General features: G+C 54.0%; 12 protein-coding genes. 8 read left to right on the top strand and 4 right to left on the bottom strand.

Annotated features, from left to right (window positions below):
• The first annotated feature begins 102 nt into the window (after nucleotides 1–102).
• Nucleotides 103–390 carry a photosystem II assembly protein Psb35 gene (locus AMR42_RS12500; protein ID WP_234406981.1) on the top strand — a complete coding sequence of 96 codons (288 nt, stop codon included), beginning with the start codon at nucleotides 103–105 and terminating at the stop codon, nucleotides 388–390.
• Nucleotides 391–603: 213 nt separating this feature from the next.
• A complete protein-coding gene (cysC, locus tag AMR42_RS12490) occupies nucleotides 604–1,167 on the top strand; it encodes an adenylyl-sulfate kinase (protein ID WP_099533891.1) in 564 nt (187 codons plus the stop codon).
• Between the two features lie 40 nt (nucleotides 1,168–1,207).
• Here cysC and AMR42_RS12485 read toward each other — a convergent pair whose 3' ends face one another.
• On the bottom strand, nucleotides 1,208–2,128 hold the full coding sequence (locus tag AMR42_RS12485) for a PhzF family phenazine biosynthesis protein (protein ID WP_234406980.1): 921 nt from the start codon (nucleotides 2,126–2,128) through the stop codon (nucleotides 1,208–1,210).
• 345 nt (nucleotides 2,129–2,473) lie between these two features.
• On the opposite strand from AMR42_RS12485, the gene chrA reads away from it, so the two are divergent.
• From chrA to AMR42_RS12470, 3 genes are all read left to right on the top strand, one after another.
• A complete protein-coding gene (gene chrA, locus AMR42_RS12480; RefSeq protein WP_099533906.1) occupies nucleotides 2,474–3,718 on the top strand; it encodes a chromate efflux transporter in 1,245 nt (414 codons plus the stop codon).
• A gap of 101 nt (nucleotides 3,719–3,819) precedes the next feature.
• Nucleotides 3,820–4,773: a glycosyltransferase family 2 protein gene (locus AMR42_RS12475; RefSeq protein WP_099533889.1), complete on the top strand. Its 954-nt coding sequence runs from the start codon at nucleotides 3,820–3,822 to the stop codon at nucleotides 4,771–4,773.
• Between the two features lie 192 nt (nucleotides 4,774–4,965).
• Entirely contained in the window at nucleotides 4,966–5,904 is a 939-nt protein-coding gene (locus tag AMR42_RS12470) for a glycosyltransferase family 2 protein (protein WP_099533887.1), read from the top strand.
• A 144-nt stretch (nucleotides 5,905–6,048) separates the two neighbouring features.
• On the opposite strand, the gene AMR42_RS12465 is transcribed toward AMR42_RS12470, so the two are convergent.
• A complete protein-coding gene (locus AMR42_RS12465) occupies nucleotides 6,049–6,633 on the bottom strand; it encodes a Crp/Fnr family transcriptional regulator (RefSeq protein WP_099533885.1) in 585 nt (194 codons plus the stop codon).
• A 189-nt stretch (nucleotides 6,634–6,822) separates the two neighbouring features.
• On the opposite strand from AMR42_RS12465, the gene AMR42_RS12460 reads away from it, so the two are divergent.
• Nucleotides 6,823–7,497, top strand: a complete 675-nt coding sequence (locus AMR42_RS12460) for a Uma2 family endonuclease (RefSeq protein WP_099533883.1) — start codon at nucleotides 6,823–6,825, stop codon at nucleotides 7,495–7,497.
• 32 nt (nucleotides 7,498–7,529) lie between these two features.
• On the opposite strand, the gene AMR42_RS12455 is transcribed toward AMR42_RS12460, so the two are convergent.
• Together AMR42_RS12455 and AMR42_RS12450 are read right to left on the bottom strand one after the other, a co-directional pair.
• Nucleotides 7,530–9,233 carry a DUF262 domain-containing protein gene (locus AMR42_RS12455; RefSeq protein WP_099533881.1) on the bottom strand — a complete coding sequence of 568 codons (1,704 nt, stop codon included), beginning with the start codon at nucleotides 9,231–9,233 and terminating at the stop codon, nucleotides 7,530–7,532.
• Between the two features lie 115 nt (nucleotides 9,234–9,348).
• Nucleotides 9,349–9,735 (bottom strand): helix-turn-helix domain-containing protein, encoded by a 387-nt coding sequence (locus tag AMR42_RS12450; protein WP_099533879.1) that lies wholly within the window; start codon nucleotides 9,733–9,735, stop codon nucleotides 9,349–9,351.
• A gap of 143 nt (nucleotides 9,736–9,878) precedes the next feature.
• Between AMR42_RS12450 and AMR42_RS12445 the strand changes: the two genes are divergently transcribed.
• Nucleotides 9,879–10,472, top strand: coding sequence for a flavodoxin family protein (locus AMR42_RS12445; RefSeq protein ID WP_099533877.1), 594 nt, complete (start codon nucleotides 9,879–9,881; stop codon nucleotides 10,470–10,472).
• A gap of 207 nt (nucleotides 10,473–10,679) precedes the next feature.
• Nucleotides 10,680–11,579 carry an Rpn family recombination-promoting nuclease/putative transposase gene (locus AMR42_RS12440; protein WP_099533875.1) on the top strand — a complete coding sequence of 300 codons (900 nt, stop codon included), beginning with the start codon at nucleotides 10,680–10,682 and terminating at the stop codon, nucleotides 11,577–11,579.
• The last annotated feature ends 11 nt before the right edge of the window (nucleotides 11,580–11,590 follow it).

Genomic DNA, 11,590 nt, shown 5'->3' with positions numbered 1-11,590 from the left:
CACCCCCACCACCCGTCGCACCCCCCACCACCAGCGACGGCGGTGGTAGCCCTTAGGGTATTGTTGTGTTTGGATAGTGGTTTGTAACTTTTTGTAATCCTTATGGACACCGCCCTGTTGTTTGGCCATTCCTTGCCGACGTTGTTTGGCTCGTTGGTGACCTCCCAGTTGCTGGCACTGCCCGGCGTGAGCCAGGGTTTTCCTTGGGCGTTTGTGGCGGTCTATGTTGTGGGGTTCATTGCGGCGGTGTCGATCGGGTCGATCGCCTGGTACAACTCCAAGCGTCCGGCGGGCTGGGAAGGCAGAGACCGGCCCGACTTTGTGCCCGACCTGAAACCAACAGACAAGGAAGAGACCACCAATTCACAAGATTCGTCTACGGCTGAGTAATCTTCCCGATCGGGGCGGGCTGCTGCCGCGTGGCTGTGCGGATCCGCCCCTGGGGCCTAGCTAGGCTGTTGCTGAGCCGGGAATCAGCGGTGTCTTGTCTGTTCTCTAAAAATTCTGTCAGGAATTCTTGTTTCGCAGAATTTTGTATTGCGCAGAATTTGGTTTCGAGACGCATTTTTGATGCATTGAGATGCACTTTTAAAGCAGTTTGATATGGAATCTTCAACGGCAAGCCCGACTTCAACGATCGGCGCAACCATTTGGTTAACGGGGTTGAGTGGCGCGGGCAAAACCACGATCGGGCAGGCCGTGGCCGAGGCCCTCAAAGCCCGGGGGCAGCGCGTGGAAATTCTGGATGGCGACTTGGTGCGGCAACACCTGAGCAAGGGCCTGGGGTTTAGCAAAGAAGACCGCGATGAAAATATCCGGCGCATTGGCTTCGTGGCTCATCTGCTGACTCGGAATGGGGTGTTTGTGGTCGCTTCCGCCATCTCGCCCTATCGCGCCATTCGCCAAGAGGTGCGATCGATGATTGGGCAGTTTGTGGAAGTTTATGTCAACGCCCCCCTGGCGGTTTGCGAATCGCGGGACGTGAAGGGCCTCTATGCCAAGGCGCGGGCGGGCTTGATTCGAGGCTTCACGGGCATTGATGATCCCTACGAAGCGCCGGAGCAACCGGAGGTGGAATGCCGCACCGATCGGGATTCCCTAGAGGATTGCACGGCACAGGTGTTGGCCGCGCTCGATCGTTTGGGTTATTTACCCAGCCAGGACTAGGCCAGCCAGGACTGGCCAGCCAAGATTAAGCCAGCCAGAATTAGGCGCGATACATTACCCCTTCCGAAACCAGCACCGAGCTGCCCCCCACTCGCACCTCGGTGATATTCCCTTGGGCGATTCGTACTGTCACAGTTAATTCGCTGGGCCGCTGAATCGCCGCCCCCTGGGCAATTGCCCAAGACGGTTCGCCGTCGGGAAACGATCGCCCCTGAACCAAATAGCCCCCCAAGGCCGCTGCCGCCGAGCCGGTGGCGGGATCCTCCGCAATGCCCAATGCCGGAGCAAACATCCGTACCGTCAGGGGGCGATCGCCCGTTAACCCCGTCACCAAATACAACTGGGGGGCTGCCGTGGATCCAAAGGTTTCTTCCCAGGGGCCGATCTGCAAGCGGGCCCGGTTCAGGGCCGCCAAGTCGCGGAGGGGAATCACCGTGAAGGGCAAGCCACAGGAAGCCGTGGCCGGTTCCCAGCCCGGCACGGTCAAATCCGCCACCGTTAGCCCGATCGCCCGGGCCATGGCCGCGCGATCGCCCTGCCAGGGTTCCACCACCGGCAACTGAGCCACGGTTAACTCACTGGCGATCGGTTGTCCCGCCCGCGATCGCACTGTCACCGGCACGGGCCCCACCCCTTCCTCAAAAATCAAACGAGTGTCATCACCCGTGAGGCTAATTTCGCCAATTTTGGCCAAAACATAGCCTGTGCCCACCGTGGGGTGGCCAGCAAAGGGAATTTCGCCCCCTGGCGTAAAAATGCGCAGCCGTCGAGTCCCCTGGGGGGTTTCCGGCGGCAAAACAAACACCGTTTCCGACAGGTTCAGCTCTCGGGCGATCGCCTGCATTCGTTCCTCGCTCAGGCCGCTGGCCTGCGGGAACACTGCCAGGGGATTGCCCCCAAAGGCTTGGGTTGTAAATACATCGGCCGTGTAAAAGCGATCGCCGATCGGGGAAAGGGTCAAGGTCAAAGTCTCCAGCTTGCCAACACCACCGCCTGAGCTGGTGGAAATTATTGATTTGAAATTAACCGTTTGCAATTAACCGTTTGCAATCAAACTTCTGTGATTATGTGATTATTGGTGACTAACCGTCTGCAATCATCCGTTTATTAGTCCGATCGCCCTAAAACGTTGCCGCGTGATTTTGCAGCGCCATTGTGCCCAATCAACCCATTGAGCCTACGATCCCTGACTGTCCAAATTGCCCGATCGCTAGTCAAGAGCAATGTTGGCCAGAATACCTAGGTTCGATCGCCCTGTCCGTTAGGCTGCTGGGATGTGATGGTTTTGATGGAGTTTGCTTGGCCCATGACTGCCGCATCGCCCACCCCTTCCTTGCCCGATCGACTGCGGGAACTGGCCCGCCTCTTTCTTACCTTGGGTGTGACCGGGTTTGGCGGCCCCCAAGCCCACATGGCGTTGATGAATGAAGCCGTGGTGGTGCAGCGGGGTTGGCTAACAGCGGAAGAATTCACCGAAGGCATTGCCGTTTGCGAAATGTTGCCCGGCCCTGCCTCCACCCAACTCGGCATCTACATCGGCTATTGCCGTGCCGGTTGGCTTGGGGCCCTGTTGGCAGGCCTCTGCTTCATTGCCCCCGCTTGGGTGATGGTGGTGGCCCTTGCTTGGGCCTACTTTCGCTATGGGGCATTACCGGCCGTTTCCGCCCTGTTTTTGGGCATTTCCCCGGCCGTGGTGGCCATTGTCTTGACCTTTTGTTGGAAATTAGGGCGCAAGGTTTTGCTGGGCGGCGATCGCCCTTGGATCCGCTGGGCGATCGCCCTGGGCACTTTTGGGCTGCTGCGGTTCAGCACTGGGGGAATCTTGTGGGCCTTTGTCTTGGCGGGACTAGCCGGGTTGGTGTTTTTTGGGCCGCGCCGCTCCGCCTTAGGGGCGATCGGCCCTTGGGGCATCTTGCTGCCCACCTTTGTTGCCGCCTTGCCGCCGGAATCCCTGACCGTTGCCAGCTTTTGGGGTTGGGAACGCATCCACACCTACGGCCCCGAACTGATCAGCACGTTCTTGCGGGCGGGAACCCTGGTCTTTGGTGGTGGGCTAACGATCGTGCCCTTGCTGGAATTGGAAGTGGTGCAGCGGTTGGGCTGGCTGACCCGTCCCGAGTTCTTGCACGGCGTGGCGATTGGGCAGGTCACCCCCGGCCCTGTCCTGCTCACCGTCGCCTTTGTGGGCTACAAAGTGGCCGGTGTTCTCGGGGCCCTCGCCGCCACCGTCGCGGTTTTTCTGCCTTCCTTTGGCTTTGTGGGGTTGGCCGCGCCCCTGTTGCGGCGATCGCGCCATAATCCTTGGGTACGCGCCTTCTTGCAAGGGATCACACCCGCCGTGCTCGGGGCCATTTTGGCGGTTACTCTGCCTTTGGTGCAGGCCGCTCTCCAAATCGATCGGGGGGTGGCTTGGCTGTCGGCGGCCACCGGGGCACTCTTGATTTTGGGAATGGTGGGCCTGTTGCGGTGGCGGTTGGCGGCTTGGCAGGTGTTGGCCTGCGGGGCAATCGCAGGGGTGTTGTTGGGATTGGTTCCCGGCGCGATCGGCTAAGTCTGCCCCCTGATCCAGTTCGCAGAAACCTGAACGCCAGGCCGAAGACAGCGTATCCTGAGAGCCGATCCCTGCTGCTGCGACCTTTAGGCTCTTGTTCTATGAACCCGCGCTACTCGCTGATTGTGCCCATTTTCAACGAAGAGGAAACGATCGCAGAGTTATATCGGCGCGTGGTGGCCGTGGGTGAGCAATTGGATGGGCCCTTTGAGCTGGTGTTAATTAATGACGGCAGCCGCGATCGATCCCTAGCCATGATCCGCGAGCTGCAAGCCCAAGATTCTCGAGTTTGCTATCTCTCCTTAGCCCGCAATTTTGGTCACCAAATCGCTGTCACGGCCGGCTTGAACTTCTGCCGAGGCCAAGTGGTGGTGATTCTGGATGCGGACTTGCAAGACCCGCCGGAACTGATTTTTGAAATGCTCGAACAATGGCGATCGGGCTATCAAGTGGTCTATGCCCAGCGGGTTTCCCGCCAGAAAGAAACCTGGTTCAAACGGTTCACCGCCTATGGGTTCTATCGCTTGCTCAAGCAACTGGCGGATATTGAAATTCCCACCGATACGGGGGATTTTTGCCTGCTCGATCGCGCCGTGGTGGACTTGCTCAACACCATGCCCGAACGCAATCGCTATATCCGCGGCCTGCGATCGTGGGTGGGCTTTCGACAAACCGCCGTGCAGTTTCACCGCGATCCACGCTTTGCCGGAGAAGTGAAATATACCTTCCGCAAATCGGCGCGGCTGGCGATCGATGGGTTAGTGTCCTTCTCCAAGGCGCCCCTGCGGCTGTCGGTTTACCTGGGGTTGCTCTCCGCTGCGATCGCCCTGGTCATGGCCGCCATGGTTTTCTACTGGCGCATTTCCCAACCCCAATCCCCCGTCACAGGCTTTGCCGCGATCGCGATCGCCATCTTCTTCCTCGGAGCCGTCCAGCTCGTCAGCATTGGCATTTTGGGGGAATATGTGGGGCGAATTTATGAAGAAGTCAAAGGTCGCCCTCTCTATACCCTGTCAGAAGTCATCGGGTTCGATCGCCCCGCAAAATCCAGCTAAATCCCAGTTCAATCAACCCTAGGAGCCGCACCACCACCTGATCGCCTTGATGACTCAGCTTTTTTCATCAGAGGGCACTTTTACTTTTAAAAATCATCCTTTTCAAGATTATCAATTTCAAAGTTATCAATCAGCACACATTTCCCAAGATAATTCTCAGATACTCTCTAGCGGTTCGACAGGGTAAACACCGTGAAACCTCGCTACTCGATTGTGATTCCAATTTTTAATGAAGCAGCAACAATCTTGGAATTATGGCAACAACTCCGCGCCACCCTTGATCAACTAGCAGATCCTGCTGAAATTATTTTTGTAGATGACGGTAGTGTTGATCACTCTGCCAAAATTGTGCAGGATTTGATCGATCGCGATTCTGAAGTTCGCCTCTTGCAGCTCTCTCGCAACTTCGGCCATCAATGCGCCCTTGCTGCTGGCATTGATCACGCCCAAGGGGATGCGGTGATTTTGATGGATGGTGATTTACAAGATTCGCCCAGCGCCATTTTATCCTTCGTGGAACAGTGGCAAGCGGGCTATGATGTGGTTTATGCCATTCGTCGTAAACGCAAAGAATTCATCCTTAAACGCCTTGCCTTTCGATTGTTTTATCGCCTCTTAAATTATCTGTCTGGATTAACCTTGCCCCTTGATGCTGGGATTTTCTCGCTCATGGATCGCAAAGTGGCGGCGGCTCTGCGATCCATGCCCGAGCGTAATCGCTACCTCAGCGGTTTGCGGGCCTATGCTGGGTTTCGGCAAACGGGAGTGGTGGTGGAACGGGGGCCCCGCTTCAGTGGCGAACCCCGGGTTACTATCAGTAAATTGTTTAAATTGGCCTTTGATGGCATCTTTTCATTTTCCGTCATTCCCTTACGAATTACGGTTTATGTGGGTCTGCTTTGTGCGCTGATTGCCTTTGCCTTGGGGTTGATTGGTCTCTATTTCAAATTTGTTTTGGGCCATAGCTTTCTAGATTGGGCCTATGGTTTGACCACAACCTTTTTCATGGGAGGAATTCAATTGGTTTTCCTGGGGATCCTAGGAGAATATATTGGTCGAATCTATGACGAAGTGAAGCAGCGGCCCTATTACTTAGTCAGCAATCGGCTGGGATTTCGAGATTCAGCTTAAGTTCCCCAATTCACTTCCCCAGAACCTGCGATGAATCGTGGCTAGGAATCATGGCTAGGAATTGATCCTCAATCAATTCCTAGGTCTCCCACCAATCATGATTTGCCGGTTGCATCTGGGTGCTATTGCGCGATCGAGGGAGAACTAGATTTCGTAGTGCCATGTTCGATCGGGGCACAACACAATTCGATGGAGCGATCGGGTGACTAATCCTTGGCGCTCTAACTGCCCAAAGGCGCGGGTGATGGTGACTCGGGTGGCTCCCAGGAGATCGGCAAAATCCTGATGGGTCAGCCGCAAGTCAATCTCGCGACCATTTTGGGTGTTGCGGCCGAAATGTTGCCCCAGCCAGTCCAACAATTTCAGAAGCATCATTTCAACGCGCCGATAGCTGCGGATGGCTAGCAGTTCCTCGGTGCGTTGGCTGCGGCGTAACAGGTCTGAAGGGTTGGGGGCCCATTGACCGATCGGCACAGACCGCACCTTCACATCCGTCAGACACTCGGCGTGGTGGTGAGCCACGTTGGAGAGGGGCGCGCCCACCCAGTCGCCGGGCCCCCACAGCCCCAAAGTGACCAAGGATTCGTCATCTAACCAAGCCAAGGTGCGCACCACGCCGGATTCGATTTGCCACAGGCGATCGGGCGCGAGGGGCAAGGGCGATCGCCGCAAAAACAGGCGGGTTCCTTTGGACAGAAGAGGATGATGGAGGGAAGCAACAGCGGTCATGGCTAATCTGATGGCTTAATAAGCCGGTTTTCCGATCGACTAACCGTAGTTTAGCCGATTGGGGCCGAATAGCCATCAATGGTCGTCAACCAATGGCCATCAACTGTTGATTAGCCCTGTTGGCCGGTTGCGATCAAACGCCTCGCTACACTGGAAACAGTCACCGCCCGATCGCTGGGGGACTCTCCCATGACCCTTGCCACAACGCCACCACCCGCCACCATTACAGATCCACCGCTGGATCAATGGTTGCCCGCCACCTGGGACAAATTCCTGGCGATCGCCCATGACCCCGCCGCCCCACCCGATCGCCGCAGCTACTACTACAACGGCCGGATGCGCTTTGAGATGACTCCTTTAGGCCATGACCACGCTCGCCAAAACCTGCCGCCCACCGACATTGTGGCGTTCTATGCCCTGGTACGGCAGATGCGAGTGGTGCGCTACTTGAACGTGAGCTTGCGAAAAACCGGCGCTCAAGAATGCCAGCCTGATTTATCGGTTTATGTGGGCGATCGCCCCGAGTGGCCACCCAAGGGCAACGAGCCGATCGACCTCGATCGGTTTGGGCCGCCGGACTTGGTGGTGGAAGTGGGAGCCAGCAGCTTCAACGACGATCTCGGCCCCAAGCGCTTGCTCTACGAACAATTGGGCGTGCGGGAATATTGGGTGATCAACGCCAATGAGCGCCAAGTGATTGCCTTTGCGATCGCCGATCGGGGTAGCCGGGCGATCGAGGAATCCCAGGTGTTGCCGGGCCTGTCGATGGCGATCGTTGCGGAGGCCTTGGAACGAACCGATCGCAACGATGACGCAGACACCATCCGCTGGCTCATGGAACAATTCCAAGCGATCAATTCCTAGGATTGAGTGACGGAATCAATCGGCAATTGCTGCTAGGTCGCAAAGTCCGATCGCCAGATGTGTACCGCTCGCTTAGCCAGTTGTTTTTGGCGATTTGCCAGCGCATTCGGAGTCCATTCTTCAGCCAAAATTTCTTGAGTTAGGCGATAGGCACTCGTTGGATAAACATCCCGCTTGATGGCGTAAGGCCGGTTCCCAATTTGACGATTTAGAGGCGGCTCCAGGGGAGTTAAATTGCCCAATCGGTACACCATGTCAGTGATTTGAGCATCGGTAAAATCATCGAGCCAATCCTGCTCCGGTGATTCGGGCAAAATATGTTCGATCGAGAAACTCTCCTCGACAATTTCTTGATTGGCTGCATCATTTTCGAGCTTCCACAGAATATAGCGAGCCAGTTTTTTCTGCTGCCCTCTCGTAGCAACCGTCAGCAGCTCAAAGTCCTGTGCAAATTTTTCATCGGAAACATAGACCGATCGCAATTGTTCAAAGACTTGTTTAGGAGTTGTAATTTCTGAGTTTTGAATCGCGATCGCAACCTGGTTATAAATCTTCTCTAGTTCACTGGGATTCAGACCACAAACAACCGTATATCGAAACGACAGCACGCTAATTAGCTTCAACAGTCGTGTGAAGTCCGCATCAGAAAACTTGCCGTGAGCAGCAAATAAAATCGGATAAGCTTGCTTCACCCGAAATAACTCTAATTCTCGAATGTAGGCCCGATTGGCAGGTGTTTCGCGCCAAAAATCATCCTGGGCATTGCCAAGAGCAACAAATAGGCTGCTATAGCTTTCGAGTCGATCTAGCAAGTCAAATACCTGATAACCATCTTTGACCGATGCTCGAACCATTTTGAAGAGTCGCTCTCGCCTAACCCATGGTTGTTCGATGCTGAGATAGTATCGTAAGAATTCAGGAAATTTCTCCATCCGCACGGTGCTGATCATTTGCTGCCATTGGCGCTGTGCTGCTTGCAGGTCATCTGGGCCTCGCAACAATGAGAAGAGATAATTTTTGAGTAAATCTGTTGAGCTGAGTTCTAGCCCCCGAGCATTTAAGGTCTCGAACACTGTATAAGCGTTCAGTTCATCTTCTACATTGATTTGAATAAACAACAGCCGACGGGCAACAATATCTGTGAGAAAATCAACTAGTTTCTCCCCATCATTGATTATCCCCAGTTGTTGACTCATTTGAATGGAAAAATAGTCAAAAGCCTGCCAGATTAGCTGATTAGATTTCGCGAAAGATCGAATATTTCTTGGTTTTCTTAAATTGATCAGATAATCTTGGTAAAAGCCATCATTGTTGGCATTCAAACGAATTTTGCTTGAATAGCGCAACGATCTAGCATCTTTATCGCTCAAGTAAGTACGTCTTAAAATTTCTTGTCGCTCTTGATTTCCTTCAGACTGAATATCTTTTTCTGCTAGTTGCTTTATTTTGTCAATCACCACAATCGCAATAATGCTTAGGGTCGCCAATCGCTGCTGGCCGTCAATAATGGTGAATTGCTGGTCAGATTCTCGAGAATTTTGCAGAACGATCGCCCCCATGTAGTGGCTAGTATTGGGATTCTGGTGCAAGCCCAAAATATCTTGCCAAAGGTCTTCCCAATTCTCTTCAGTCCAAGAGTAATCACGCTGGAATAGCGGAACTTGATAACGTTTACCATTGCCCAGTAGGTCGCCAAAACTGGCGGTGCGGGTATCAAGCAGGTGAATCGGAGCCATAGATTAGGTCGAGCGCTATTTTTTGTTCCTACTGCTGAAATTATAGGAATTTACGAATTGGGCAAAACGATCCAGCCTGTGCGATCGCTAACCAGGACAGTTGAGCGATCGATTCCTAGGGATAGTTAACGACAATTTCAGCAGTCTCGGAGTCGGGGTTACACGGGGAGATCGCGCCATCGCCATACCAGCGCAGGGCCAAGTCGCCGAGCTGATCCAAGACCTGCACTAGTTCTAGCCCCCGATCGGTCAGGCCATAGCTGACTTGGGGCGGCACGGTCGCTTCGTAGTGGCGATAAATTAGCCCCTCACGCTCCAGCCGCCGCAGCCGTTCCGTGAGCACTTTGGTGGAAATGCCCTTCACTTGCCGCTTCAAAGCTCCAAAGCGGATCGGCCCCTTCGTCGTCATCACCCACAGCAGGTATAGCGTCCAGGGGCCAGACAAGATATCCATCAACAGGCTGACGGGGCAGCACTTCACTTCTTTGGAGGGGCGAGGCATGGGCAGGCAGTTCCAGACTCAATTTTGGGCGTAAAAAGGAAGTTAGTTACTTTTAGGTTCCTACTTTACTTTAGTTGGCATTGACTTCTAGGATCGGCATCACGGGCCGAGGCCGCTCGTTTCCAGTCCGTATTGAGGTTTTTATGACGACGATCTCAGTGGTCTACTTTTCGGGATCTGGGCACACCCATCTGATGGCGGAATCGGTGGCGCGGGGAGCCAGCCAAGTGGACGGTGTGACGGCCGGGCTGCTGCGGATTACCGGCGCGCAGATTACCGAGGGGCGTTGGAAAGATCCGGAGATGCTGGATGCTTTGACCCGATCGGATGCGATCGTGTTTGGGTCGCCCACCTACATGGGCGGCGTGGCGGCCCAGTTCAAGGCGTTTGTGGATGCGGCCAGCTCAGCTTGGTTTGCCCAACAGTGGAAGGACAAAATCGCTGGCGGGTTCACCCACTCCGGCTCCCCCAGCGGCGACAAGCAGGGCACGCTGCTATACATGGCGATTAACGCGGCCCAGCACGGGATGATCTGGGTGGGGGCGGCTGAAATGCCCAGTCAATACGTGGGCAGTGATGAGGGGGTGAATCGCCTCGGGTCGTTTTTGGGGGTGATGGGTCAAAGCGATCTGAATCCCAATGGCGGTGAAGCGATCGTTCACCCAGGCGATCGCTTAACGGCTGAGAAATATGGTCAGCGGATTGCCACGATCGCCCAGCGCCATCGCGGCAGCTAGAGCAAGCTATCTAATTCATCGAAAGGAAATGAATCGGGGCGATCGACTGGGACAAAGCGATCGCCCTGTTCATTTCTGGTGAATTGGGGGCGATCGCGCTCAACGAGTTTGATGTTTTGCTAACCCAAGGATCGCATCAATAATCGCTATGATGGCAATAGCTTGACTAGCGATCGCGCAGCATTCCTACTGCTATCGAGAAGAACTATGCGCTTTATCAATCCTAAAACTGATTATGCTTTCAAAAAAATCTTTGGCTCTGAGCAGAGTCAGGATATTTTAATTAGCTTTCTGAATGCGGTTTTGTATGAGGGAAATTCCACCATTCGCGAGCTGGAGATTCTCAATCCTCATCTTGGGCCACGAATCCGTGGTTTCAAAGATACCTATCTCGACATTAAAGCAACGATCGCCGACAGTCACGGCCAAACCGAGACGGTGATCATTGAAATGCAGGTTTTAAATGTCGAAGGCTTTCAAAAACGCATTCTCTACAATGCTGCCAAAACTTACAGTAATCAATTGGCGATCGGGGATGGCTATACGGATCTGCAACCGGTGATTGCGCTCACGATCGTTGATTTTGAGATGTTTCCTGAGCTAGATCAACTCATTTCGCGCTTCGTTCTCAAAGAGAGAACCTATCTGACTGATTATTCATCAATCTATGATATTGAGCTGGTATTTATTGAATTACCCAAATTCCAGAAGGAACTTCCGGATCTAGAAACCTTGATGGATAAGTGGTTGTATTTTTTGAAAGCTGCCCGAAAGCTGGAGTCTGTGCCACCCAGCATGGAAGCGGTTCCGGAGATTCAAAAAGCTTTTGCGATCGCGAACCAAGCCAACCTGAATGCTCAAGAGCTTGATGAGCTAGAACATCAGGAAATTTTCATTCAGGATCAGCGCAATTCAATTAGAAAAGCTCTCAGTCAGGGCATCGAGCAGGGTATCGAGCAGGGCATTGAGCAAGGAAAACTGGCGGCGCAACGGGCGATCGCCCAACAATTGCTGGGTGTGTTGGACGATGAGACGATTAGTCGCACTACGGGTCTTGATCTGGAGGCGATCGCCCAACTCAGGACTGATGATTCGCTAAACCCCTAAAACTCACGTCT

The sequence above is a fragment of the Limnothrix sp. PR1529 genome (assembly GCF_002742025.1).
In the GTDB taxonomy this organism is placed as follows: Bacteria; Cyanobacteriota; Cyanobacteriia; order CACIAM-69d; family CACIAM-69d; genus CACIAM-69d.
Note: the sequence above shows the minus strand (reverse complement) of the source record. Positions and strands in the feature narration are given on the sequence as shown.